24 protein-coding genes and 1 tRNA gene are annotated in these 24,461 nt (G+C 46.2%); 8 read left to right on the forward strand and 17 right to left on the reverse strand.

Annotated features, from left to right (window positions below; genetic code table 11):
- Window positions 1-529 precede the first annotated feature (529 nt).
- The 3 genes from ADA42_RS11825 to tpiA all read right to left on the reverse strand — a co-directional run bounded on the left by ADA42_RS11825 (window position 530) and on the right by tpiA (window position 1,807).
- Window positions 530-614 (reverse strand) — tRNA-Leu (locus ADA42_RS11825).
- 56 nt (window positions 615-670) lie between these two features.
- Window positions 671-1,000: a preprotein translocase subunit SecG gene (secG, locus tag ADA42_RS11830; RefSeq protein ID WP_004932477.1), complete on the reverse strand. Its 330-nt coding sequence runs from the start codon at window positions 998-1,000 to the stop codon at window positions 671-673.
- A 9-nt stretch (window positions 1,001-1,009) separates the two neighbouring features.
- Window positions 1,010-1,807, reverse strand: coding sequence for a triose-phosphate isomerase (gene tpiA, locus ADA42_RS11835; RefSeq protein WP_004932474.1), 798 nt, complete (start codon window positions 1,805-1,807; stop codon window positions 1,010-1,012).
- Window positions 1,808-2,070: 263 nt separating this feature from the next.
- Between tpiA and pilB the strand changes: the two genes are divergently transcribed.
- Genes pilB through coaE form a run of 4 tightly spaced genes read left to right on the forward strand, consistent with a single transcriptional unit; the run spans window position 2,071 to window position 6,498 of the window.
- On the forward strand, window positions 2,071-3,786 hold the full coding sequence (pilB, locus tag ADA42_RS11840; RefSeq protein WP_048765414.1) for a type IV-A pilus assembly ATPase PilB: 1,716 nt from the start codon (window positions 2,071-2,073) through the stop codon (window positions 3,784-3,786).
- Between the two features lie 23 nt (window positions 3,787-3,809).
- A complete protein-coding gene (locus ADA42_RS11845) occupies window positions 3,810-5,036 on the forward strand; it encodes a type II secretion system F family protein (RefSeq protein WP_004943990.1) in 1,227 nt (408 codons plus the stop codon).
- Window positions 5,036-5,896, forward strand: a complete 861-nt coding sequence (locus ADA42_RS11850) for a prepilin peptidase (protein ID WP_048765376.1) — start codon at window positions 5,036-5,038, stop codon at window positions 5,894-5,896. The genes ADA42_RS11845 and ADA42_RS11850 overlap by 1 nt, the downstream gene beginning before the upstream one ends.
- 2 nt (window positions 5,897-5,898) lie before the next feature.
- Window positions 5,899-6,498: a dephospho-CoA kinase gene (gene coaE / locus ADA42_RS11855; RefSeq protein WP_048765378.1), complete on the forward strand. Its 600-nt coding sequence runs from the start codon at window positions 5,899-5,901 to the stop codon at window positions 6,496-6,498.
- Here the strand turns inward: coaE and ADA42_RS11860 are convergent.
- The 4 genes from ADA42_RS11860 to ADA42_RS11875 all read right to left on the reverse strand — a co-directional run bounded on the left by ADA42_RS11860 (window position 6,474) and on the right by ADA42_RS11875 (window position 10,004).
- Entirely contained in the window at window positions 6,474-7,403 is a 930-nt protein-coding gene (locus tag ADA42_RS11860) for a DMT family transporter (RefSeq protein WP_048765380.1), read from the reverse strand. The two genes, coaE and ADA42_RS11860, sit on opposite strands and share 25 nt — an antisense overlap.
- A 37-nt stretch (window positions 7,404-7,440) precedes the next feature.
- Window positions 7,441-8,187: a 23S rRNA (guanosine(2251)-2'-O)-methyltransferase RlmB gene (gene rlmB / locus ADA42_RS11865; RefSeq protein WP_004932455.1), complete on the reverse strand. Its 747-nt coding sequence runs from the start codon at window positions 8,185-8,187 to the stop codon at window positions 7,441-7,443.
- Between the two features lie 101 nt (window positions 8,188-8,288).
- Window positions 8,289-8,615: a pyrimidine/purine nucleoside phosphorylase gene (locus ADA42_RS11870; protein WP_004932453.1), complete on the reverse strand. Its 327-nt coding sequence runs from the start codon at window positions 8,613-8,615 to the stop codon at window positions 8,289-8,291.
- Between the two features lie 84 nt (window positions 8,616-8,699).
- Window positions 8,700-10,004, reverse strand: coding sequence for a tetratricopeptide repeat protein (locus tag ADA42_RS11875; protein WP_048765382.1), 1,305 nt, complete (start codon window positions 10,002-10,004; stop codon window positions 8,700-8,702).
- Between the two features lie 125 nt (window positions 10,005-10,129).
- Here ADA42_RS11875 and recN point away from each other — a divergent pair, with 125 nt between their 5' ends.
- From recN to ruvX, 3 genes are all read left to right on the forward strand, one after another.
- Window positions 10,130-11,791: a DNA repair protein RecN gene (recN, locus tag ADA42_RS11880; protein WP_048765384.1), complete on the forward strand. Its 1,662-nt coding sequence runs from the start codon at window positions 10,130-10,132 to the stop codon at window positions 11,789-11,791.
- A gap of 115 nt (window positions 11,792-11,906) precedes the next feature.
- Window positions 11,907-12,461 (forward strand): YqgE/AlgH family protein, encoded by a 555-nt coding sequence (locus tag ADA42_RS11885; RefSeq protein WP_004932445.1) that lies wholly within the window; start codon window positions 11,907-11,909, stop codon window positions 12,459-12,461.
- Complete coding sequence (gene ruvX / locus ADA42_RS11890) at window positions 12,454-12,897, forward strand: Holliday junction resolvase RuvX (RefSeq protein WP_048765386.1); 444 nt, start codon at window positions 12,454-12,456, stop codon at window positions 12,895-12,897. Before ADA42_RS11885 ends, ruvX begins: the two co-directional genes overlap by 8 nt.
- 39 nt (window positions 12,898-12,936) lie before the next feature.
- Here ruvX and ADA42_RS11895 read toward each other — a convergent pair whose 3' ends face one another.
- From ADA42_RS11895 to ADA42_RS11905, 3 genes are read right to left on the reverse strand one after another with little or no spacing between them, the layout of a single operon-like run.
- The gene (locus ADA42_RS11895) at window positions 12,937-13,950 is read right to left on the reverse strand and encodes an HlyD family secretion protein (protein WP_004944009.1); all 1,014 of its coding nucleotides are present in this window, start codon (window positions 13,948-13,950) and stop codon (window positions 12,937-12,939) included.
- Between the two features lie 34 nt (window positions 13,951-13,984).
- Window positions 13,985-14,194 (reverse strand): DUF1656 domain-containing protein, encoded by a 210-nt coding sequence (locus tag ADA42_RS11900; RefSeq protein WP_048765388.1) that lies wholly within the window; start codon window positions 14,192-14,194, stop codon window positions 13,985-13,987.
- Window positions 14,187-16,277, reverse strand: a complete 2,091-nt coding sequence (locus tag ADA42_RS11905) for an FUSC family protein (RefSeq protein WP_048765389.1) — start codon at window positions 16,275-16,277, stop codon at window positions 14,187-14,189. The genes ADA42_RS11900 and ADA42_RS11905 overlap by 8 nt, the downstream gene beginning before the upstream one ends.
- 453 nt (window positions 16,278-16,730) lie before the next feature.
- Between ADA42_RS11905 and ADA42_RS11910 the strand changes: the two genes are divergently transcribed.
- Complete coding sequence (locus ADA42_RS11910) at window positions 16,731-17,507, forward strand: IclR family transcriptional regulator (protein WP_004932434.1); 777 nt, start codon at window positions 16,731-16,733, stop codon at window positions 17,505-17,507.
- 32 nt (window positions 17,508-17,539) lie between these two features.
- Here ADA42_RS11910 and ADA42_RS11915 read toward each other — a convergent pair whose 3' ends face one another.
- The 7 genes from ADA42_RS11915 to lpxO all read right to left on the reverse strand — a co-directional run bounded on the left by ADA42_RS11915 (window position 17,540) and on the right by lpxO (window position 24,266).
- The gene (locus ADA42_RS11915) at window positions 17,540-18,148 is read right to left on the reverse strand and encodes an alpha-ketoglutarate-dependent dioxygenase AlkB family protein (protein ID WP_048765391.1); all 609 of its coding nucleotides are present in this window, start codon (window positions 18,146-18,148) and stop codon (window positions 17,540-17,542) included.
- 3 nt (window positions 18,149-18,151) lie between these two features.
- On the reverse strand, window positions 18,152-19,000 hold the full coding sequence (locus tag ADA42_RS11920) for a bifunctional transcriptional activator/DNA repair enzyme AdaA (RefSeq protein ID WP_048765393.1): 849 nt from the start codon (window positions 18,998-19,000) through the stop codon (window positions 18,152-18,154).
- Between the two features lie 109 nt (window positions 19,001-19,109).
- The gene (pgsA, locus tag ADA42_RS11925; protein ID WP_004932427.1) at window positions 19,110-19,697 is read right to left on the reverse strand and encodes a CDP-diacylglycerol--glycerol-3-phosphate 3-phosphatidyltransferase; all 588 of its coding nucleotides are present in this window, start codon (window positions 19,695-19,697) and stop codon (window positions 19,110-19,112) included.
- Window positions 19,698-19,804: 107 nt separating this feature from the next.
- Window positions 19,805-20,596 (reverse strand): thioesterase family protein, encoded by a 792-nt coding sequence (locus tag ADA42_RS11930; protein ID WP_004932425.1) that lies wholly within the window; start codon window positions 20,594-20,596, stop codon window positions 19,805-19,807.
- A 96-nt stretch (window positions 20,597-20,692) separates the two neighbouring features.
- A complete protein-coding gene (gene uvrC, locus ADA42_RS11935) occupies window positions 20,693-22,492 on the reverse strand; it encodes an excinuclease ABC subunit UvrC (protein ID WP_034435207.1) in 1,800 nt (599 codons plus the stop codon).
- A gap of 102 nt (window positions 22,493-22,594) precedes the next feature.
- Window positions 22,595-23,173, reverse strand: coding sequence for a CHAP domain-containing protein (locus ADA42_RS11940; protein ID WP_025095288.1), 579 nt, complete (start codon window positions 23,171-23,173; stop codon window positions 22,595-22,597).
- Window positions 23,174-23,351: 178 nt separating this feature from the next.
- On the reverse strand, window positions 23,352-24,266 hold the full coding sequence (lpxO, locus tag ADA42_RS11945) for a lipid A hydroxylase LpxO (protein WP_004932417.1): 915 nt from the start codon (window positions 24,264-24,266) through the stop codon (window positions 23,352-23,354).
- Window positions 24,267-24,461: the final 195 nt, after the last annotated feature.

Consider the following 24,461-nt stretch of genomic DNA (forward strand, 5'->3'; position numbering starts at 1 on the left):
TTATGAGCCCGACGAGCTACCAGACTGCTCCATCCCGCATCAACACACACTTTGTGTGGCAAAAAGTTTGCACCAAGATTTTTAACATCTTAGCCTGTTGTGTGTCTCACAAACAGTGCAACTTTTCTGGTGAAGCGAACTATAGAGAGTTAAACCCACCCTGTCAACCAATGATTCCGATTATTCAGCTTTACACTCACCAAACGCCCAATTATCGAACAACACCGCACAATTTACACTCAAAATCGAGATTTTCCATCTGACAAGCACACATTTTCTTGGTGTTAAGGATGTTGGGGGCTATTTCGGGTTTTGATTTATTTTGATGTGTAATTCTTAAGATCAGATCCCGTTACACGGCGCATCATCTTCTGATCGGCACCCAACAAGAAATTAGGGTTATATTTTTAATTTACACAAACAAAAAAAGGTATCTTATAAAAGATACCTTTTTTTAATCTCAGGATGTTCGTATTCAATGCGACTCCTTCAACTGCTGCATACACCAATCATCAAATGACTTGAAGATTGGTGCGGAAGGGGGGACTTGAACCCCCACGCCCGAAAGCACTACCACCTCAAGGTAGCGTGTCTACCAATTCCACCACCACCGCAGCTTGTGGCAGGAATTCTAGTCGCTTCTTACACAAAAATAAAGAGCAATTTTCAATTATTGACTCGACTTAGGTGCATTTGGCGAAGTTTCAGGCGTTGTTGCAGGAGCTGAGTTCGTTGTTTGTACAGATTTTAAGCTATAAGCATCTGTAGTTTGTTTTTTCGCAAAGACGGCCAAGCTTAAACTGGTCACAAAAAACAATGCCGTTAAGATTGCCGTCACGCGGGTCAGGAAGTTACCTGAACCTGAAGCACCAAATACGGTTGCAGCACCGCCGCCACCAAAAGATGCACCGGCATCAGCGCCTTTACCGTGTTGAATCAATACGAGACCAATAATCATAACGGCCAAGATGATATGTACAACCAACACAAATGTATGCATGCTGACCTCCTATTGTTGTGTTTGGGCAAATGCCTGAGCGATTTGATAAAATGATTCGGCATTGAGGGAAGCCCCGCCAACCAAAGCGCCATTGATATCAGCGCAGGCCGCCAACTCTACTGCATTCTCAGGTTTAACACTACCACCATAAAGTAACGCAATTTGTGCGCCTGCTGGGGTAATCTGACATAAACCTTCACGAATTTTGGCATGAATGGCTTGCGCATCTTCTGGTGATGCCGTCCGCCCTGTTCCAATTGCCCAAATTGGCTCGTATGCAATCACGATTTGCGACTGCCATTGCTCGGCACTAACCACAGAGGCGATATCACAGATTTGCTGCAACACCACTTGCTCAGCCTGCCCTTGCTCACGCTGTTCAAGGCTTTCACCGACGCAATAAATCACCGTCATACCTGCTTGTAAGGCATGCGTCATTTTTTGTTTTAAAATTTCAACCTGGTCACCGAGCAGTTCGCGACGCTCAGAGTGCCCGATCAAAACATACTGAATCTGACTGTCGGTAAGTAAATCTGCACTGACCTCGCCAGTATAGGCGCCTGTGCCAGCAAATCGTGAGACGTCTTGGGCAACGGTTGCCACTGCACGGTTCGCACTGGCCAGCTCGCTTTGAATACGCGTCAAGGCGATTGAGATTGGCGCCACACCAATATGACAGTGCTGCTCAGAAATTGGCTGTTGCTTTAATAAATCTTTAAATTGTTGTACAAGTTGAATGGCAGTAGATTGTTGAGGATTCATTTTCCAATTGCCGACAACCCAAGGAATAATAGTCGAGCCCGACATATTGCTAACCTTTCTTCAAAAATGCAGCTCATTCTACACGGATTTTAAGCGAAATTAGAACGATTTCTTTTACATCGCATGTGTAAAGCGATCGACCTTTTAGCACCATAATTGTTAGATACAAGACAATTCAACAATTCCCAGTAACAAAATAGACGCGTTGTTGTATGGAAAGCTGGCTGTACAGGGTGGTATTTTTTCTGTGGCGCCGTATAATTTTCTATATACAAATTATAATGATATCAATGTTACAAGGCAGTCCCATGTCATTAGTTACCGCATCACCTAAATTTTCAGGATTCATTCGGCGCCTTGTCGAAGAAGGTCATATTGATGCACACGACATGCAAATGGCTCAAGAGAGCGCCAAAAAAAACAAGCAAGATATTGTTCCTTATTTGATCGACCATTATGCCATTACCCCGATCACCATTGCTGAAACCATCTCGGTCGAGTTTGGCGAACCGCTATTTGATCTGGATGTTTTTGATCCTGCGCTGATTCTCAAAGATCGTATCGATGAAAAGCTGATTCGCAAGTATCGTGTAATGCCGTTGGTTCATCGTGGGCATGTGCTCTATGTCGCGACCTGCAATCCGACCAATCTTGAAGCGATGGATGCCATCCGTTTTAACAGCAAACTCAAAGTCGAACCGATTATTGTAGAACACGATAAGCTTGAGCGACTGTTAAACGAATATTTCCCCGAAGATAGCCGTTTTAACTTTGACACCGAAGATTTTGATCTGGATCTGGAGGTGAATTCCCCCACTTCAGATGACGACGACGATGAAGAAATCAGTAAAGATGAAGCCCCGGTGGTCAAATACATCAATAAATTACTGATTGATGCCATTCGTATGAATGCATCAGACTTACATTTTGAACCTTATGAAAAAATGTATCGGGTCCGTTATCGGGTCGATGGTGTACTTCGTTTAATTGCAACACCACCCTTACAACTGGCTACCCGACTGGCCTCGCGTTTGAAAGTGATGTCTCAAATGGATATTTCGGAAAAGCGTGTTCCGCAAGATGGTCGTATTAAACTGAAACTGTCGAAAACCAAAACCATCGATTTTCGGGTCAACTCCCTACCGACCCTATTTGGTGAAAAGATTGTACTGCGGATTCTGGATCCTGCGAGCGCGATGCTGGGTATCGATGCACTGGGCTACGAGCCTGAGCAAAAAGCATTGTTTACCGAAGCGCTGAATCGACCACAAGGCATGCTGCTGATTACCGGCCCTACGGGCTCGGGGAAAACCGTATCGATGTATACCGGCTTAAATATTCTCAATACCGAACATGCCAATATTTCTACCGCCGAAGACCCAGTCGAGATTAATCTTGAAGGTATTAATCAGGTCAATGTAAATCCCAAAGTCGGCCTGACCTTTGCTGCGGCATTACGCTCTTTTTTACGTCAAGACCCTGATATCATTATGGTGGGGGAAATTCGTGATTTAGAAACCGCAGAGATTGCCATTAAAGCGGCTCAAACCGGTCACTTGGTGATGTCGACACTGCATACCAATAACGCTGCCGAAACACTGACACGCCTGAGAAGCATGGGGGTGGCGACCTTTAATATCGCCACCTCGGTCAATCTGGTGATTGCGCAGCGCCTTGCCAGACGCCTGTGTAATCAGTGTAAACGGCGTATCGACGTGCCACGTGCCAGTTTACTCGAAATGGGATTTACCGAAACCGATTTAGATGCTCCAGACTTTCAGATCTATGAACCGGTGGGGTGTAAAGAATGTCGGGAGGGCTACAAAGGACGTGTGGGCATTTATGAAGTCATGAAAATTACACCAGAAATCTCAAGAATTATTATGCAAGACGGCAATGCACTTGAAATTGCAGCAGCCGCTGAACAGCTTGGATTTAGCAACTTACGCCGTTCTGGCTTAAAAAAAGTGATGCAGGGGGTCACATCGTTACAGGAAGTCAATCGTGTGACGAATGAAGAATAACGGGGCAAAGCAAGGATCATCTGATGGCAGCAAAAAAAGTACAAACAGTGCCCACTTTCGCGTATGAAGGTGTTGATCGCAAGGGGATCAAACTCAAAGGAGAGCTTTCTGCCCGCAATATGGCATTGGCCAAAGTCACCTTGCGTAAACAAGGCATTACCATTCGAACCATTCGTGAAAAGCGCCGCAACCTGCTTGAAGGACTATTTAAGAAAAGAGTTAAACCGCTCGATATCACGATTTTTACTCGCCAGTTGGCAACCATGATGAAAGCAGGTGTGCCGCTGGTTCAGGCCTTTGAAATTGTCGCTGAAGGCTTGGATAATCCTGCCATGCGCGAGGTGGTACTCGGACTCAAAACAGATGTCGAAGGAGGCAATACTTTTGCTGGTGCGCTACGTAAATATCCGCAGCACTTCGATAATCTGTTTTGCTCCCTAATTGAGTCGGGTGAACAATCGGGTTCGCTTGAAACCATGCTAGAGCGAGTTGCGGTATATAAAGAAAAAAGTGAAGTATTGAAGCAAAAAATCAAAAAAGCCATGAAGTATCCGGCCATGGTGATTGTGGTCGCGATCGTGGTGACCATTATTTTGATGGTGAAAGTGGTTCCGGTATTTAAAGATTTATTTACCTCATTTGGCGCCGACTTACCAGCCTTTACCCAGATGGTGGTGAACATGTCCAACTGGATGCAGTCTTACTGGATATTGCTCATTTTCATTATCGGTGCGGTGATTGCTGGCTTTTTAGAGGCACGTAAACGCAGCAAAACTTTTCGTGATCGTCTAGATCAACTCGTGCTTCGTCTGCCGATTGTGGGTGATCTGGTCTATAAAGCCATTATTGCCCGTTATAGTCGTACCCTTGCCACCACTTTCGCAGCGGGTGTTCCACTGATTGATGCGCTGGCATCTACCGCAGGTGCAACCAATAACAGTATTTATGAACGTGCTGTGCTTAAAATTCGTGACGATGTATCTACAGGCCAGCAGCTTCATTTTGCCATGCGAGTGTCGAATCGTTTCCCCACGATGGCCATTCAAATGGTGGCCATTGGTGAAGAATCCGGGGCACTAGATGAAATGCTGGACAAAGTTGCCAATTATTATGAAAGTGAAGTCGATCACGCGGTAGACGGACTTACATCGATGATGGAACCCTTGATTATGGCAATTCTGGGCATTTTAGTGGGTGGTCTGGTGATTGCGATGTATCTTCCGATTTTCCAAATGGGTTCAGTGGTGTAATGTCTGATATCTTCTCATATTTTATTACCAATTCGACTGCGCTTTATCTCGTGATTGGTATCTTAAGCCTGTGTATTGGCAGCTTTTTAAATGTGGTGATCTACCGCACACCCAAAATGATGGAGCAGGAATGGACACAAGAATGCCAGTTGTTGCTGCATCCAGAACAGGTCGTAATTGAAACCGAAAAGCTCAGTCTAAGTTCACCTGCATCTTCATGTCCGCATTGTCGTGCGCCAATTCGCTGGTATCACAATATTCCAGTGCTAAGCTGGCTGGCTCTACGCGGGAAATGTCATGCGTGTGACCACCCGATTACAATCCGCTACCCCGCCATTGAAGTGCTTACGCTGCTGACCTCACTGACTGTGCTGATGGTTTTGGGGCCAACGCTTAAAATGTTGTTTGGGCTAGTGCTCACTTGGATGTTAATTGCGCTGACCTTTATCGACTTTGATACTCAGCTTTTACCAGATCGCTATACCCTCACCCTTGCAGGATTAGGCTTGGCCATCAATAGCGCGCATGTGTATGTTTCTCCCAATGAGGCCATCTGGGGCTATGTCATCGGCTTTTTGTGTTTATGGGTGGTGTATTACCTGTTTAAACTGCTCACCAAAAAAGAAGGCATGGGATACGGTGATTTCAAACTACTGGCAGCGCTGGGGGCTTGGATGGGGCCGCTAATGCTGCCGCTGATTGTGCTGTTGTCGTCGTTTGTGGGGGCGATTATTGGTGTTGTACTTTTGCGTATTCGCAAGCAAAATCAGCCTTTTGCATTTGGTCCCTTTATTGCCATTGCGGGCTGGATTGCCTTTTTATGGGGAGATGCAATTATGCGGGTATATTTAGGAGGATGAGCATGCCGTACATCGTGGGGCTTACAGGTGGAATCGGAAGTGGTAAATCGGCTGCCAGCCAATGGTTTGAACATCAAGACATTCATGTGGTCGATGCCGATGTGGTCGCACGTGAAGTTGTGCAACCGGGACAACCCGCACTGGAAAAAATTGCACAGCACTTTGGTGACTGGGTTTTGCAGGCAGACGGTCAACTGGATCGCCGCGCCTTACGTGACTATATTTTTCAGCATCCGGAGGCACGCCAACAGCTCGAAGCCATTACCCACCCTATCATCCGACAATCGATTTTGTCGCAGTTGCAACAGGCACAGAGTGCGTATGTGATTCTGGTTTCGCCGTTATTGTTTGAAACCGGTCAAGATCGAATGACCCATCGCAATCTGCTGGTCGATGTGAGTGAAGCCACCCAACTGAAAAGAGCCAGCCAACGCGATGCGCAATCGACCGAACAGATCCAGAAAATTATAGCCACACAAATGCCGCGTTCTGAAAAATTAAAACGCGCAGATGATGTGGTACACAATGAAGGTACGCTCGATGAGCTGTATGAGCAATTGATGCGTTTACACACCGATTATTTAACACGCTCGCCTGATTGATTTTTCTGCTTTTCAAGCTCTCGGGTGAGCGTGTCTTTCAAGCGCCAGCGCCACGGCTGCAACGCGCCTATTCCCATTCCAATTAGACCAAACAAAAGCGATAGACTCAGCGGCTCATGAAGTAAGGGAACAGCAATCAATGCCGCCAAAAATGGCGCCAAGTTGACGATACTGCCCGCTTTAAACGCACCTAAACGTTCAATCGCGGCAATATAGGTCAGTGTGGCCAAAATCACCACAAATACGCCATGGAACAGCCCCTGCACCACTAAGTGAAGCGGCTCAACCTGATTAAAATGTTTGGGCAGAAACAACGCATAAACGGGTAAATAAAATAATGTCGACCAGATGGCTACGCTGGTCATGGCATGCCATGCACTCAGCTTCCATTGCTTGAGCAAGATGGTAAAAACTCCCCACCACATTGCGCTACATACAAAAAGCACATCACCAACGCCAAAACCACTATGATTTTGGCGAAGCATCAATACGCTCATCAGGCCAATTGAAGCCAGAATAATGCAAAAGCTCAGCCATGTATGGCGGTCAAAGGGCTGCCCGAACAGCACAAAGGCTGCAATGGCTGTCCATAACGGCATGGTGCCATTTAAAAAAATCGCGGCATGTGCGGCGGGTGCATACAAAAACGCACTATAAACCGTCAGGCAATAGCCCACACCGCCAATCAGCGCCAAAATCATGGCTTTGGGCTGCCATAAAAAGGCCCAGTCTTTTTTGTAGATCAGTATAGGCATCAACAGGCAAAAGGCGATTGCAAAACGAATTGCCACAATGTCCCAGGCACTGATATGCCACTGGGCATTGAGTCGAGAAAAAATCGTGAAGCCACCCCAAATACACATGGTAATGGCCACATAACCGTACCCTTGTAATCTGGGTGACATGGCAATCTTTAACCTTTGACAATGCCGAATTTAACGCTTAAACCAAACGTTGACGGCAGGCCTCATAGAGCGCCATTCCTGTGGCTACACTCACGTTTAAACTTTGAAGATTTCCCGACATTGGGATATACACGGTTTGGTCACATTGCGACTGCGTGATCGGACGTAAACCCGTATCTTCAGCCCCCATCACAATGGCAACGTTTCCAGAAAAATCACACTCTTGTAAAGGTAATGCTTTTTCATCCAGCATAGTGCCCACAACTTTGACAAAGAACTGCGCTTTAATGTGCGCCAATGTACGTGCCAAATTGGTAACCTGAATAAACTTCACTTTTTCTGCGCCACCAGCAGCGACTTTACGTGCAGTGGGTGTGAGTCCGGCAGAACGGTCACGCGGAACAATCACCGCCACCACGCCCATCGCCGCCGCCGTACGGATACATGCACCAAGGTTATGCGGATCGGTGACCTGATCGAGAGCCAAAAGCAAGGCATTGTCTTGCTGCTCGAGCAATTGATCTAAGTCTTTTTCATTTAACACCGGATGTGGGCGTACCGCAGCCACCACGCCTTGATGAAACGGCAAACCAGCCAGTTTTTCCAAGCTGTCACGGCTGGCTTTTTGTACACTAATCCCAAATGGTTCGGCCAGCTCTAAAATTTTTTGCAAGCGCTGATCATCTCGGCCTTTGAGTGTAAACAGGGTCAAAACCCGCTCAGGCTCCAACTCCAACAATGACTCCACCGAATGAACGCCATAATAATATTCTGGTTTAGCCATGGTGACCCTCTAAAAGCACAGATAAAAAAATAAAATCCTGTAAAGCCAGCTTCACAGGATTTTTTAACGCGACCATTTTAACTGATTTAACAGCCGATGAGTTAGCCTTCTAAATGACAAACGTAATCTAATACGTCGTCAGTTTCGATTTTAAATAGGCTATTTCCAGGCACATAAAACGATTGTCCGGCACGGAACAATTCACTTTCAGTATTATCGGCAATTTTTACGCGACATTCGCCAGAGATAATTTCCATACGCTCAGGAACATGGGTTTCAAATGTTAGTGGCTGTTCAGTCGGTAATATCACACCTAATGTTTTTTTTGTACCGTCTTCAAACTGAACGGTGTGACTGATGCATAAACCACCAAAATATACATTTGATTTTTTAATCACACTCACGTGATCAAATTGAGTAGAACTCATGCGTACGTCTCCAAAAAATGTCGCATTTATATGAGGTAATGACAGATGTAGTTTAATTGTGGCGAAATAACTAATCAATCAGTTTTAAACAGGATAAATCTGCAAATTCCATGCCTTTACACGGATCTGCGCCGCATATAATTCTGGCAAATGTAAATCGATTGATCCAGATTCATCCACCGTGGCGCGGTACTGACACACAATTTGCTTTTTATTGTTGTATAAAATCCATTGGATTTGACGGGCCATTGAATCAGGCACAGTTACGTTGACCACTGCACTCGATTCATTCATTCCCACATGCGCGTGTCGGGTCAGTGTTACTGGCGTATCTTGCTTTTGATCGCCTGGAAATGCTTCGGCAGAAGGGTCAAATCCATATCGATCATGGGTCATAACACTCTGACATAAGGTTGGCCAGATACAATAACGTAAAAAATGCTGATCCATGACCCGCGTATTTAGATAACGTCCGGAATGAATATAATCACTAATCAAAGCTTCAACCTGATGAAAAACACCTGTACATCCACCCCACATCCCCGCCAAGATTAATTCGGTGTGCGAATAGTAATCTCGCATAAGGTGAAACCAGCGGTCACTGTCCAGCCATTGCTGAACGGCTGCAACCTCTCGTGGTGAAATCAGTGAATCGGCATCGCGGATTAAAAAGCGTTTGACTTGCGGATCGTCCATCACCAAAAAGCGCCAGAACAACCCTGAAATCTGAGCCTGAGTCTCGGTCACTTTAATGAGCTGTGCACCATGCTGGCTTAATCGCTGCAAAATGGGCGTCGGCACTGAATCATCGACATAAAAGCGGCAGCGCCAATTTGGATAGAGTTCTTTGGCTCGAATAACATTTAACACTGCGGTTTCACAATAACGCGGATGATCTCCAAATAATGAAAATGAAATAATATTCTGGTTAGGATTTTCTGCCAGAAAGCGTTCGGGTGCTGCTTGTGGCAGTGTCAATTTTGGTTCTTGGCTTGCCTGTTGCTGTTTACGCTCAATAGCAAGACGGCCAAAGTGCTGCATGTCTTGCGCGCGGTTAAGCGCAAAACAGACTTCACAGAGTCCGTCATAAATATTGGGGTCGACAGATCCGTTGCTTAACGTAATGGCATGCTGATAATGCGCATAAGCATCTAAATAACGCTTTAACTGAAGTTCTGTATAGGCCAAATCCATGTAGGCCACCGGATGCTGAGGTACAAGATCAATCACCTGCCGTACCAGCTCATAGGCCCGCTGATAATCTGCTGCCGCACTTGCACGACGAAATTGTGCCGATAGTGCTGCAAGCTGTTGATTGAGCTGCGCCAATTTTTTTGGCGATTGCGCGCTTTTTTGTACAGGTTTAGGTAAGGGAAGACGTATTTTCATTTTCTGACTGACAAATCTTGCTATTCTTATAATGGACTTAGAATAACGAATCTCTTGTGACAAGTCCAAAAGTTCACTATCTTAAACATCTTAAACAAAAAACTCTTGGCGCCTTGGATGCGTTTATGCTGACACATTTAACTCTTATCAATTTTGCTTTGGCCGATCACCTTGCCTTGGATATTGAACACGGATTTAACGTTCTGACCGGGGAAACAGGGGCTGGAAAATCATTGCTTTTAGATGCCTTATCAGCAAGTTTGGGCGAGCGTACCGACACCAATTACGTGCGCTATGGGGCAGAAAAAGCCGATATCACCGCAACCTTCAGTTATCGCGAACACAGCGCAGAGGCCGAATGGCTCAAAGAGCATGAACTCGATGATGACTCCGGTGAAATTCATTTGCGTCGCGTCATTTTCGCCACTGGCCGGAGCAAAGCCTGGATTAACGGCCGCCCGAGCAGCTTGTCTGAACTACGTGAGTTGGGGCGCTTGCTGGTACAACTGTATAGTCAGCATAGTCAGCAACAATTACTTGAACCGCCCTATCCCAAACACTGGCTCGATCGTTACTACAACTTTTACACGCCCGCACATGCAGTAAAACAGGCCTACAATGACTGGCAAAATACTATTCGTCAGCATCAAGCGGCACTAGATGCACAGGCCACCCGCCAGCAGCGCATCGCCACACTGGAATTACAAATTGAAGAACTTGAAGACATAGTCGCAATCGACTACAAAGAGCTTGAACAAGAATTTGATCGACTGAGTCATCATGAACATATCATGCAAGATTGTAGCTATGGTCTAAATTTACTCGATGAGGCTGAGCCGAATATTACCCAAGAATTGGCCTCTTTACTGCGTCGGCTTGAGTCACATGCTGGTCGTAGTGAGCAGTTGTCTGAAATTTATAATTCATTGCTCAATGCACAAAGTGAAATCGACGATGCCACGGCCAATTTACGCCAGTTTATCGACCGCCAAAGCTTCGATCCAGAACGTATGGAAGAACTCAACAGTACCTTGGAAGTCTTTCATCGTCTGGCCCGTAAATATCGCACACAGCCTGAACAGCTCAAACAGGATTATGCACAATGGCAACTTGAGCTAGATCAATTACATCAACTTGAAGACCCTGAAACACTGGCCGAGCAAGTCGACATTGCCCATCAGGAATTCTTGGAAAAAGCTGAATATCTGGATCAGATCCGTCGTGAAGCCGCACAACCACTGGCCAAACAGCTGACCGAGCAAGTGAAACCTTTAGCCTTGCCTGAGGCACATTTCGAATTTAAGTTTGAACCGCTGGAGCAACCGTCTGCCGAGGGCTTAAGCTTCATTCAACTACTCTTTACAGCAAATAAAGGGATTCCACCCCAACCGCTTGCGCGTGTGGCATCAGGCGGCGAGTTATCGCGCATCGCCTTGGTGATGCAAGTGATGAATGCGGAGAAAACCGAAGCCGAAGTCTTGGTCTTCGATGAGATTGACGTGGGTATTAGCGGCGGCACAGCCGAAGTGGTCGGACGACTACTGGCCGATCTGGCGCAGCATGTGCAGTTACTGTGTATCACCCATCAGGCCCAAGTGGCCGCTCAATCCGATCAACATCTGCTGGTCAAGAAACAACAAACCGACCCCGCCAGCAGCACCATCATCGAACTAGATGAACAACAACGCGTTCTTGAACTGGCCCGAATGTCTGGCGGTGTGGAAATTAATGAAACCACGTTACAGCACGCCAGACAGTTAAGACAGCTTAAATTCCAGCATGCCTAGAGATTTGGTCATAGAAATAAATCATGGAAAATGATTGGCGAAATCCATTTACTCTTGTATGTTGATAAGAAGAATCTATCTTTCAAAGCGACCGATTTAAAGGAGAAGCGTCTAGGTGACCAAACAATATTTGACACACCGTTGTCTGATTGCCCCTCCAGAAATGGCCGATGATTTTTTCGCAAATACCGTGATTTATCTGGCACGTCATGATGGTGATGGTGCTCAGGGCCTGATCATCAACCGGCCGTCGGGCATTCAGGTTCGTGAGTTACTCAATGATCTGGACATCGATGCCGATCACGTACAGCCGCATGAAGTTTTGCAAGGTGGGCCATTGCGCCCGGAGGCTGGTTTCGTGTTACATACCGGTCAACCCGTATGGCACTCCTCGATTGCAGTAGGCGAAAACCTATGCATTACCACCAGTAAAGATATTTTGGACGCGATTGCGCATAACGAAGGGGTTGGCCGCTATCAAATTGCGCTGGGTTATGCCAGCTGGACAAAAAACCAGCTTGAAGACGAGATCTCTCGTGGCGACTGGCTGGTCTGCGACGCCGATATGGATCTGATTTTTAACTTACCTTATGACGAACGTTGGGACGCTGCGTATAAAAAACTCGGCGTCGACCGGAACTGGTTATCATCCGAGATTGGTCATGCCTGATATTTCTACACACAGCATGATTATGGCATTCGATTTTGGCACTCAAAAAATGGGAATTGCCATTGGCCAGGCGGCCATCGAAAGCAGCACGCCTTTGGCCCTCTTTCCCATGAAAGACGGCATTCCCAACTGGGAGCAACTGCTTAAAATCGTTCAGGAGTGGAAACCCACATTATTTTTGGTGGGCTTGCCACTGAATATGGATGATAGTGAGTCGGAGCTTTCAGCACGCGCACGTAAGTTTGCCAGACGCTTACGCCATCAAACCAATATCATCACATGGATGGTCGATGAACGTTTAACCACGCGTGAAGCACGCGATGAACTCGATCATTACCACAGTCAGGGGCGCGCCAAAGGGGTGGCGGCCGATAGTCTGGCTGCGGGACTACTGATTCAAAGCTGGTATCGCAACCCGACAGGTATCACGCCTTAATAATGAGGCTCCACATTTTGAGGAGCCTTTTTTTAAGACTTACTTTTGCTGTTCAGACTCGACAATACTGACTGTCGCAGTGCGCCCAGCCACAAACGCCAGTGGATTGTGAGGCGCTTCATCAAGTACGATTTTGACCGGTACACGCTGTGCCAGACGGACCCAAGTAAAAGTCGGATTGACATTGGCCAGCAAGGTTGAACTGGTCGAACGCTCGCGATCTTCAATGCCCGATGCAATCCCCTGAACATGACCTTTGATTTTTTGATCATCTCCCATCAACTGGATCACGGCTTTGTCGCCTACATGAATGTGATTGAGTTTGGTTTCTTCGAAATATCCCACCACATAGAGCTGCTTACGGTCGACCAAGGCGGCTACTGCGTCCCCCGTCTTAACGTAATTTCCCACCTGTAAATCGAAGTTAGACAAGGTGCCATCTGCTGGTGCCACCACCTGTGAGCGATTCAGATTGAGCTGCGCCAGATTTAAATTACTTTGGGCCACATCAATCAACGATTTTTGTTCCGTAATGGTAGCTTCGGCCTGTTCAATAGATGCTTTCATCTGCGCAATCTCGGCACGTGACTGATCACGTGTGGCATAGACCTGATCTTGTTCCTGCTTGGAAATTGCACCATCGAGCAAACTTGAATAACGCGCTGCATTTTTTTCGGCTAAAGCCATATTAGCTTGAGTCTTGGCTAAATTGGCCTTTGCCGCAATCAGGTTGGCTTGTGACTGTGCCAGCCCGGCTTTGGCCTTGGCCAAATCTGATCGTGCCTGTTCAACATCGAGTTGCTGACGCGCCACATCGATTTTAAATAGCACCTGCCCTTTCTTGACGCTCTGGTTATCGTGCACCAAGACTTCAGTGACCAGTCCTGATACATCTGAAGACACCTGAACCACATCGCCACGCACTCGCCCGTCACGTGTCCATGGCGAGGCATTGTAGTAATTCCATAAATGCACAATCACAAAAACCGCGACAATCACCATGATCAGTGTGACCACGGGTCGAACGAATTTGCGTAAATCTACCTTACTCATTGCGTTGTTCCAATTTCACTTAGTAACGATGCTGTCATCGACCAAACTGCCAAAGAAAAATCCAGTGCATGCCCATCAACAGGATGATGTATAAACACAGGTTAAACACACCGGGGAATCCAATCCAGCCTGCTGCAATGAGGCGGTCGGTTCCACGCGTTACGATTTTAAAGGCGATAAAGGCACAAATGGCCTGAATCAGAAAGCTCGGAAAGTACACCCCGTATGCATTAAACTCACCCATTGCTTTCCCCTTTAGACATCAGCGCGGCTGGTTTATTCTGCTGCGCATGAAAAATACTGCTTCGGATGTTGTTCATACTCACTTCAATACGCTGTTTTAAGCTGAGGTTCGGCTCATTTACCAATACCATTTCAATCTGTTGTATTTGTGCCAGTAATTTCTCTTGCAAAGCCTGTGGTGTTTCTAATTGTTTTTCCTGCTCTTTAAAGCCACGATCGAGTAACTGTTGAAAACGAAATAACGCCCGTTTTAACTCGGTAGAGCCTGTATCACCGTGCAGTACTTCAGCAATACGGCTCAAATTCACCACAGCACTGGCTTCAATCAGCGCACGATTCATCGCCTGCTTCAGCTCATCAGACTGCACCATTTTGGTATTTAAAATACCAATGCGATCAAGCATGCTGCGTAAATGAACCCGAAAGCGAACCCCATAAGGCAAATATAAAGCTTCGCGCATTGCTTTATAATGTAACGCCAAAATGCGTGTGGCACTGGTCTCGGGAGACATCGCACGAATAAACTGGATCGCTAAAATTGAAATAATCGGCCCCATCACGCCTGCCATGGCCGTGTCCATGAGCACTACCGCATTGGTTGCATAATGGTTTTGCAAATTCAAGCTCATCACAAAGTTAATCAGCATCGGCAGTGCCAATCCCATCAATGCAGGCTGCGGAAACATCGACAGCAAATAAATGGCCATCGGTGCCAGTACAAAGGCCAGTTGCCAAAATTCTTTCACTTCCGGCATGATGATAAAGGCATAAAACACCGTTAACACGGCCGATAAGATCGATCCTTTAATAAATAGCTTAAGCGCAGGCACAGGATTATCGAGCGTCGATAAAATACAGGCACTCACCGCTGTGAGCTGCGCCATCATATAACCGGCATGCCAGCCGCTATAAATCCAGAGCAAAAACGAGGCGGCCGTTGCAATACCTGCTGCAATCGAGCTGCGCACAGCAATCCCGTGATCACGATGTAAACTTGGATATTGTGTCGTGAGCGCTGCAATCCGATCCGGAATGCGTTTATCGCCCCGCTGGATACGCGTCCAGAGGAGTTTGATGGTCATGACATTTTGAATAAAATGACGCACATCCATTTGAAAAGCCTGCAACATCACCCGTTGCGAAGGATGAATCAGCTCGAATAAGTGCTGAAAATCCGTTGTAAATTCGGCAGGTAAATGATCTAGCTGATCGTCTTGGATATCCTGCTGCTCACGCAAAAAGCGAACCACATGCGTATGCAGCTGCGGCAAAACCTGACGATAACGTAGATCCAGCTCATCCATTTGTGCGATACGCTCAGACATCGAGACCAGATTGGCCACAATCATGGTGATCTGGTGTAACAGCTCTTGCAACGGTTTGGTCATGCCTCGCAATTCGCCTCGTTCATAGGCCAAATGTACAGCCAAGCCATGAATATCGGAAGTATCACGTGCTACACCTGCCAGCAATTGCGTGTACTGACTGCTATGCTGTTCATCTGTCAAAATACGTTCGAATGCTTCGCGGGTATCGTCTAAAGTTTTTTGTACTCGGCGTTGCAGTTGTGTGCCCAGATGCGCTGGAAAAATTGTGGCAGAAACGACAGCACTACAAATTACCGCCACCGAAATTTCCAGAACACGGCTCAACGCCATATCAAAAACGCTATAAGTATCAATACTGTTGATCGAGCTACAGGCCACCATGGCGGTGGTGTATCCGGCCAGCATAAATACGTAGCTTCGCGGTGTACGATCGAGCAGGGAAATATACAAACACAGTGCAATCCAGAGCGACAACACGAAGGTAAACAGAATCGGCATATCGATCATATGCGGTGTGAGAAAGATCGCGACCGCACCACCAGCGACCGTACCCAATAAACGATACAGCGCTTTAGACGACACCATACCCGCATAAGGCTGTGCAATGATAATGACGGTGCCCGCGGCCCACATCGGATAAGTCAAATCCAGTGAAAAGGCAATATAGAGCGCGAGCATCATGGCGATAAAGGTTTTGACGGCAAAAATCAAATCCATTCGACTGGGCCGAAACGCCAAGATCTGTTTCCAAAGCATGAATATATCTCTACATCAGACACAGCGGTGCTCAACAACCCCACCACATGGCCTAGATCGAAAACGATAACGATGACTACAAATGTTTTACTATTGTTCTGACGAATCAAAATAATATTCAACATTTTTTAAAGGCGGTTGACCGCCTGATCTGGAGCAGGAAGATCCAGACCTTTAGATTCTTTCAGAGAAGAAGAAAGAGAAGAAAAACGCAAAAAACGACAATCAGAAATTTCTTGATTCGATATTTTGGTTCAAATATTGTTTCAAAAAAAACATAATACGTCAACAAAATATCTTATTATGATAATTAATATATTTTTATTGCACTTTTTTAGTTCAATTTTGGATAATTTAATCCTCTCAGTGAAATATCGCTGCAAGATGATAGGCAATTTGTTATAAAGAATCTTCGGTTCGTTTCCTCAGTATGATTTAGTGAAGTAGTTCATCATGGCGCTTTCAAGTTTTGGTAAGATATTGACAGTTCTCGACTTATTTTCGGTTCATCGTCCCGTCATTAATGTCGATACGATTTGTGATGAGCTGGGCTTGTCAAAACCGACGGGTTATCGCTATTTAAAGGAGTTGGTGTCGAGCGAAATTTTACAGCGCATCAGTGGTACTTCAGGTGACTATACGCTGGGCCCTAAAATTGCGGTCATGGATTATATTTCGCGTACCACCGACCCGATTGTACAAATCAGCAGCCCATTTATGCGCGAAATTGCCGAACGAACCGAACTGTGCTGCTTACTGACCCACTTGAACCGTGATTATTGTATCGATGTCCATCACGAAGTGTTTCGAAACGCCGACTTACTGTCTTATGGTCGTGGCTGTCCACGCCCGGTCTATATGGGGTCTTCACCTAAAGTCATTATGGCGCAGCTCAGCAAACGCCAGATTCAAGATTACTATCAGCGCTTTTCTAGCCAGTTGGCCGATGTCGATTTTGCCCATGACGAAGAAGGCTTCTTACAGCGCATGAAAAAAATCAAAAAAGATGGCTATTATATTTCTCACGGCGAGCTCAATCCGTTGGTAACCGGGCTTTCAGTTCCGATCAAATTTGCCAATAGCAAAGAATCGCCCATGGCGCTGACCTTGGTGGCCTCCAAAAATCGCTTTGAATTTATCAATATCGAAAAACTGATTGAGATTTTACAGACCAATGCCGTTCAAATTGAGCAGAAATTTTTGGCTTTATCTCAAATTGAACACCCCTAAGCGACTGTCATCATCTACAGTGATCTAACCCTTTAAAGCAGAAACTGGCGAAAGGTCAGGTTGATTCGTGGCTGTATAACTTTTTGTGATTTCATGAGCGCATGTTGCCAGTGCTGCTGGGTTTGCCCCCGCATCACGATCAATTGCCCCGATTGCAAATGCAACTCGACTTTTTCCTTGCTCTGCATATGCCGGAAACAAAATTTCCGTGTTGCACCAAAACTCAGTGATGCAATGGTGGTTTCTTTGGCCAGCGACATATCGCCATCACTGTGCCATGCCATTCCCTGTGTGCCTTCTTCATAACGATTGGCCAAGCACGAATTAAAGCGCTCTGACAGCAACTGCTCTAGGCGATGCTTGAGTTTTAGGAGTTCAGGCTCCCAAGTCAATGCATCTCGAATCACGCCGGAGTAGCTGTAGCGATAGTGTCGATCGCCATACCACGCCACCTGTCTTGCGGTCACAAAGTGCTTTCCATACAGCTTGGCTTCATCATGACGCCAGTGTAAGTGCTGTAACAAATACTGAAAATAAGCGTCGGCTTCATCAGGGCTAAAAATACACCCGTAGTCTTGTACATCACCATCGTAAGGCAATATATTCTGCCGCGGCTCAGGAGCGAATAAATCCAAGGTCATGTGTCATCTCACCATTGCAAGCTCTGTAGATAGCAATGCTAATTTACGTGATGTGTGCCAGTGGTACTCCCCGACAACGCCTGACGCGCGAATCACCCGATGGCACGGAATCAGATAAGCAATTGGATTTTTGGCAATTGCACTGGCCACGGCCCGAACGGCCGAAGGTTGTCCCATATGTTCAGCCACTTGCTGATAGCTGTAAAGTTGCCCTGCTGGAATCTTCAGGAGCGCTTCCCATACTTTCAGCTGAAAAGGCGTACCACGTAAACGCAGCGGAATTTTCTGAGATAGGCTCACGCTTAAATCACCACATATCCACTGTGCGATTTGTGTGTGCCAGTGGCGCGAATGGGCTTGAAAACGCGCGTATGGATATTGCTGTGCCAAGGTTGTGAGTGGACACGCTGATTGCTCATTAAGTACAAACTGGACAGAACAAACACCACGCGCACTACTGGCAATAAAAATATCGCCAAAGGGCGTCGCCTCATAAGAGTAATCAATCTCGATGTTATGACCTAGTTGCTTAAACTCTCCTGGAGATACACCTTCAAGATGCACAAATAAATCATGCAGGCGACCAGTACCGGATAATCCAGTCTCTAGGGCAGTTTCGAGCACCGAATGCTGTTGTGAGAGCAAGGCTTTGGCATGTTGTACACTGATGTACTGAATAAATTTTTTGGGGCTAATGCCAACCCATGCCTGAAACTGGCGCTGCAAATAACTGCTACTCCAGCCAACCTGAGCGGCAGCTTCTTCGAGGCTGGGCTGTTGTGATGCATGGCTATATAAATACGCAATCACCTCGGCAATCACCGTAAACTGCGCTGTCGATAAAGTTTTCATCGCACTCTTCTCCTGCTCTTGAAGTACTTTATCCCAGCTTGGTGCAAGCAATCGACCCGATTCTTGCACTTGGCCATAAAAAAACCTTTCACGAAGAAAGGTCTTTAATTTAAGGCTGTTTCAGATACGGCCATGCGGCACGCAGATAAATAAACATCGACCATAAAGTCAGGATAACCGCGGTATAAAGCAAGGCATACGCCAGTAAATCTAGTGGCTTCCAGTTGAGCAGAAATACACTGATCGCAATCATTTGAAACGCTGTTTTATATTTCCCTACCGTCGACACTGCAACATTGGTTCTGGCGCCTAGCTCGGCCATCCATTCACGTAGTGCCGATACGGTAATCTCTCTGGAAATGATGACAATCGCTGCAAAGGCCATAGAAATGGTAGGTTGCCATTGCACCAGAACAATCAGCGCCGATGCCACCATGAGCTTGTCTGCCACCGGATCCAGAAAACGACCAAACGCCGAAGTCTGATTCAGCGCGCGCGCCAAATAGCCGTCGAACCAGTCGGTCACTGCAGCCAAAATAAAAATCGCGGTCAGCACGATATGCCGTAAAAAACTCCCCTCATGAAAATTCACCCCAATGGCTGGTGGCCAATAGGCCAACATCAAAAATACCGGGATTAGGGCGATTCGAGCAAGTGTTAAAATATTTGGGATATTCAGGATTCGACCTGTTGTCATAGACACCGCCTGTGAGGCCCCTCATTAGATCATGCCAATATGGCAAATTAAGGTTTCATGCATGTTTAACTACCGCCAACTTTATACGAAATGTGTCACAGTGTCGACTACGCAAAGACAGTAACGGTCTGTCTAGATATCGCAATTAACCGATTTTGTGCATCCCACAAGTGCGCATATTCGGTGGCATAACCAAACGCGGCGTGCTGCGTCACCACTTTATATTTAAACCAGTCATGTAAAGCATATTCAATCGGGCGAACAAAACTTAAGTGCCAAGTCAGCGAGCTAGCCGGTGCAATTTGCTGAAACATCGGCAATACCCCTGGTGGCCAGATATCCATTAAAATCAATAAGTCGGCCACATTAAATGCACGTTCAGCATGTAGCTCAGGGTCAAATCGGCACCATCCACCAAAATCGGGCAGTTTATTGCTAATCGGATAATGCCCTTCGGCCCAGCGTAAATCAAACTGCTGATAGCATTCGGGCATTAAGGGCACGTAAGGCATTCGTGAGAGTTGCGCTGGCAACAAATAATCGGGAGCTTCTGGTAACTGATGCACCACAATTTCAGACGAACGCGGCTCGCCAAAACTTGCCAGCAAAATACTTTGAACCGCACCTGCCTGCCACAGTCGTACTTCAATGGTCGTGACCGACTTTCCCTTACGCAAGATCTCGGCAGTTAACTGTGCCGCACCCTCCTTCACTGGCCCGACGAAGGTTACACTGCAACTTAAAACTTGTTGATGTGGATTGGCAACCACATCCAGTGCATTTTGCATTAATAGACCGGCAACCAGTCCACCGTAGACGGTACGTCCCTGCGACCAGCCCGATGAAATCTGAATATCCTTGCGGTGATTCACTTGTGGTGATGCATCGTTTAGCAACATAAGTTCACTCTTGTTTTTTCTTCGCTGCTATTGTGACCGATTTTAAACAAACTAAAATGGGAGATGACCCAAGAGTCACTGATGCTTTTGGTCAATTTACTCGTGCAAAATCTTATAAATGGTACGGGCCATAGATGGACCCAGCCCCGGAACCAAGGTGAGTTCTTTTTCAGAGGCCTTGAGTACACCCTGAATGCCGCCAAAATGCGTGAGCAAATCACGACGGCGCTTCGGCCCTAAGCCCGGAATGGCTTCAAGTACCGACGATGCGCGTCGCTTATCACGTTTGGCGCGATGGCGCGTAATCGCAAAGCGGTGCGCTTCATCACGCACCTGCTGAATCAAATGCAGTGCTTTATGGTCTTCAGGAAGTTGAATTTTGCTGCCATCGGTAAAATGCAGGGTTTCCAGACCAGGTTTACGCCCCTCGCCTTTTGAAACGCCAATCATAAAAGCATCTAGCCCCAACTGCTGCATCACTTCCATGGCCATATGTAACTGTCCCTTCCCCCCATCAATCAGCAATAAATCGGGCAACAAATTCTTTTTATAGCGCCGCGTGAGCGCCTGACGCATGGCCGCATAGTCATCACCAGCGGTAATATCTTCAATGGAAAACTGACGATAATCGCGTTTACGTGCACCGCCTTGATCGAAGACCACACATGAGGCAATCGTCGCTTCGCCCATGGTATGGCTAATATCAAAACATTCAATCCGATCGATCGGACGCCCAACCACCTGTTCAAGCTGATAAAAGCGCTCATTCAGCTCTAAATGATTACTGAGCTGGCCTTTAATGGCATGCTGCACATTCATCACAGCCAGTTCTTGCCATTCAGCTCGGGTTTCACGCACCTTGTGCTTGATCTGGATTTTCTTACCAAATTCGGTCTGAAATGCCTGCTCCAGCTCTTTTTTATCCGGCAACTCCATATTCACAATTAATTCTACCGGAATTTCATCGGCCACCTGAAAGTAAAAGTTGGCCATAAAATCACTGAGCATTTGTCCCAGATCATCACTGAGCATATCCGGAAAATAACTTTTTCCACCAAGCATGCGCCCATTACGGACGTGCATGATTTGCACACAGGTCACGCCAGCCTGAAAGGCAATCGCCAATATATCGGCCTCACCTTTAATTTTAAATACCGCCTGCTGTGCCTGTACTTCACGCAGCAACCCCAGTCGATCGCGATAAAATACTGCCTTTTCAAACGCCAGTTGCTCGGCTGCCTCCTCCATTTTGGCAATCAGCTCCTGATTCAGCTCTTTGGTATCGCCTTGTAAAAACCGAATCGAGTTTTCGACATCTTGTTTATAGTCTTCAGGTGAAATCAGCCCCACACACGGTGCCGAACATCGCTTGATCTGATATTGCAAACACGGCCGTTTACGCTGTGCAAAATAGCTATTTTCGCACTGGCGTACATTAAATAGTTTTTGTAACACCAGTAATGTATCGCGGGCACTATAGGCACTAGGGTAAGGCCCAAAAAACTTGCCGATTTGATGTTTGCCTTTGCCACGACCACTGGCAATCCGCGGATACGGTTTGTCGCTCGAAACAAAAATGTACACATAGGATTTATCGTCGCGCAGCATGATATTGTAAGGCGGACGATGCTGTTTAATCAGGTTTTGTTCAAGCAGAAGCGCTTCGGTTTCCGAACGCGTGACCAAAGTCTCGATATCATAGATACGCGCCACCAATGCCTGCGTTTTGGGGTGCTCAATGGTTTTGACAAAATAGCTGGAGACACGGTTCTTCAGATTTTTAGCTTTACCCACGTAAAGCAGTTCGCCGTCTTTACCCAACATGCGATACACCCCAGGCAATTGGGTCATGTTGGCGAGCAGTTTTTCAATATGTGGACGCGCGTTTGAATTCACAATCATGGTCTTAGCTAAAGGTCAGACTGTTAATGTGACGGTTCCATACGCTGTTTTCAAGCTATCACTGTAAATCAGATCATAACGCGTGCTTAAACTGATCTAAGACTCAAGACGGTAATACGTGTATTTCAAATCTTTTTCTTTATATACCGCATAGTTTTTTTGACGGAAATCTGAAATCCAGCCATTGCCCGTATAACCGGCAATGTGACCATAAACATGATCGCCTGTACGCTGAATGATATAAATATCGCCCGGTTGCGGGTGACCAAAAGCCGGTTTAATCTTTTTATAGCCGTTTTTTTCTAAAGTATGCCCCCAATCCGATGCAGCGACAGGATGTTTGGATACATCGGCACCTGCCGTTTGTAAGGCAATGCGGATATTGCGTGCACATTTTTTCTTGCTATGGCGCGCGGAAATACTTTCAAGCTTATGGGAAAATTTATGTAAATCGATATCGCGGCTGACATGCTTTTTATGATGCCCTGCGCTATGCGTACTATGGCTTTTACGATGTGTGGTACTTGAATGGCTACTTTGCGTTTTATGTGCTGCATGATGCGACGCAGATTTTTTATGCGTCGTCTGCGGGCGAGCGTGATGATGTACATGCGCACTTTTTTTTTCAGCCACCTGCACATGGTGAACGTGGACTGCGTGATGAACATGAGCCATTGTAAAAACCTACTTCGAAGAACCACTTTTTCAAAACGGTGCCATTGTAGAACCAAACTTTATGAATTGAACTTTAATAGTTGTAACAATTTCTTGAGCCCGCGACGCGGTTCACACAACAGCCTTGAAGTGTGTACTTCAATAAAAAAACGCCCCGCAGGGCGTTTGGTTTTATCTCTTAAAACACATAAGGGCGTACGAAAATCAGGAAGAAAATACCCAGCATCAGCGCCCATTTCAACACATAGTACAACTTGCGGTTTTTGGCTTTGAGTGCCTTGGCCTTGATTCGGATCTGATATACATAACCAAAGGCTTTATTGAGGCCACCCGTTTTATCACCCGTTTCGTTCGGTGAGCTGGCTGCGGTCATCACGTTTTTACCAAACCAGTGGTTAAATTTTTCCATGAGACGGGTTTTGAGTGGGCGCTCGACATCGGCAAAGAAAATAATCCGGTTTTGGTCTGTGGTATTTTCAGCATAATGAATATAGGTTTCATCAAACACCACGCTCTCACCATCACGCCATGAATAACGCTGTCCATCGACATCGATAAAGCAACGATCATCATTGGGCGTGATCAAACCTAAATGGTAGCGTAATGAGCCAGCATAGGGATCACGATGGCGTACCAGACGGCTGTTTGGCGCCAGTTCAGTAAACATGGCCGCTTTAATCGTCGGTAAGGTTTTGAGTAGCGCCGTGGTTTTTGGGCACAGTTCTGCCGCCGATGGATGCGCAGAGTCGTACCATTTTAAATAAAAACGCTTCCAGCCTGTTTTAAAAAATGAGTTAAAGCCTAAATCATTGTAGGTACTCGATGCTTTGATGCCACCTTGCTGATATAAGGCCTGTGCTTCATCGCGAATCATTTCCCAGTTTTCATCCAGCACTTTTAAATCTTTAAAATGTTGGGTATCGATATACGGCTGGTTGGGCACTTTTGAAAATAAGTACATCAAGAAATTAATCGGGGCAAGCAAAGTCGAATGGTCGAAAAACTGACGATAAAACGAATGTCGTACTTTACCGCGATGCTGGATATACAACGCTGATATCACAAAAATCGCCAATATGATCCACTTAATCATGAAGACCCACTCAAAAAAGATTGCGCGTATTTTAACAACTTATGTTTTGATCATCTACCCAATGTATCCTGCTCTGAATGAATGATCTTATAAAGGTAAAATCCGGCATAAAAAAAGACCTTCAAAATGGCGAATTGACTTTATTGACAGTCTTATTACAAAAACACAACTTTTAAATTTGAGTGAAGACTAGGC

Source organism: Acinetobacter sp. 243_ASPC (assembly GCF_001054715.1).
Lineage (GTDB): Bacteria > Pseudomonadota > Gammaproteobacteria > Pseudomonadales > Moraxellaceae > Acinetobacter > Acinetobacter soli.

Bases quoted from the DNA above. Each gene is read 5' to 3' on its own strand.
- coaE (WP_048765378.1), top strand. From the start codon at position 5,899: ATGCCGTACATCGTGGGGCTTACAGGTGGAATCGGAAGTGGTAAATCG.
- pgsA (WP_004932427.1), bottom strand. From the start codon at position 19,697: ATGACAACAGGTCGAATCCTGAATATCCCAAATATTTTAACACTTGCT.
- ADA42_RS11930 (WP_004932425.1), bottom strand. From the start codon at position 20,596: ATGTTGCTAAACGATGCATCACCACAAGTGAATCACCGCAAGGATATT.
- ADA42_RS11940 (WP_025095288.1), bottom strand. From the start codon at position 23,173: ATGGCTCATGTTCATCACGCAGTCCACGTTCACCATGTGCAGGTGGCT.
- rlmB (WP_004932455.1), bottom strand. From the start codon at position 8,187: ATGGCTAAACCAGAATATTATTATGGCGTTCATTCGGTGGAGTCATTG.
- ADA42_RS11915 (WP_048765391.1), bottom strand. From the start codon at position 18,148: ATGACCTTGGATTTATTCGCTCCTGAGCCGCGGCAGAATATATTGCCT.
- secG (WP_004932477.1), bottom strand. From the start codon at position 1,000: ATGCATACATTTGTGTTGGTTGTACATATCATCTTGGCCGTTATGATT.
- ADA42_RS11905 (WP_048765389.1), bottom strand. From the start codon at position 16,277: ATGCTTTGGAAACAGATCTTGGCGTTTCGGCCCAGTCGAATGGATTTG.
- ADA42_RS11900 (WP_048765388.1), bottom strand. From the start codon at position 14,194: ATGGGTGAGTTTAATGCATACGGGGTGTACTTTCCGAGCTTTCTGATT.
- ADA42_RS11860 (WP_048765380.1), bottom strand. From the start codon at position 7,403: ATGTCACCCAGATTACAAGGGTACGGTTATGTGGCCATTACCATGTGT.
- recN (WP_048765384.1), top strand. From the start codon at position 10,130: ATGCTGACACATTTAACTCTTATCAATTTTGCTTTGGCCGATCACCTT.
- lpxO (WP_004932417.1), bottom strand. From the start codon at position 24,266: ATGATTAAGTGGATCATATTGGCGATTTTTGTGATATCAGCGTTGTAT.
- ADA42_RS11870 (WP_004932453.1), bottom strand. From the start codon at position 8,615: ATGAGTTCTACTCAATTTGATCACGTGAGTGTGATTAAAAAATCAAAT.
- pilB (WP_048765414.1), top strand. From the start codon at position 2,071: ATGTCATTAGTTACCGCATCACCTAAATTTTCAGGATTCATTCGGCGC.
- ADA42_RS11895 (WP_004944009.1), bottom strand. From the start codon at position 13,950: ATGAGTAAGGTAGATTTACGCAAATTCGTTCGACCCGTGGTCACACTG.
- ADA42_RS11875 (WP_048765382.1), bottom strand. From the start codon at position 10,004: ATGAAAATACGTCTTCCCTTACCTAAACCTGTACAAAAAAGCGCGCAA.
- ADA42_RS11920 (WP_048765393.1), bottom strand. From the start codon at position 19,000: ATGAAAACTTTATCGACAGCGCAGTTTACGGTGATTGCCGAGGTGATT.
- ADA42_RS11845 (WP_004943990.1), top strand. From the start codon at position 3,810: ATGGCAGCAAAAAAAGTACAAACAGTGCCCACTTTCGCGTATGAAGGT.
- ADA42_RS11910 (WP_004932434.1), top strand. From the start codon at position 16,731: ATGGCGCTTTCAAGTTTTGGTAAGATATTGACAGTTCTCGACTTATTT.
- ADA42_RS11850 (WP_048765376.1), top strand. From the start codon at position 5,036: ATGTCTGATATCTTCTCATATTTTATTACCAATTCGACTGCGCTTTAT.
- tpiA (WP_004932474.1), bottom strand. From the start codon at position 1,807: ATGTCGGGCTCGACTATTATTCCTTGGGTTGTCGGCAATTGGAAAATG.
- ruvX (WP_048765386.1), top strand. From the start codon at position 12,454: ATGCCTGATATTTCTACACACAGCATGATTATGGCATTCGATTTTGGC.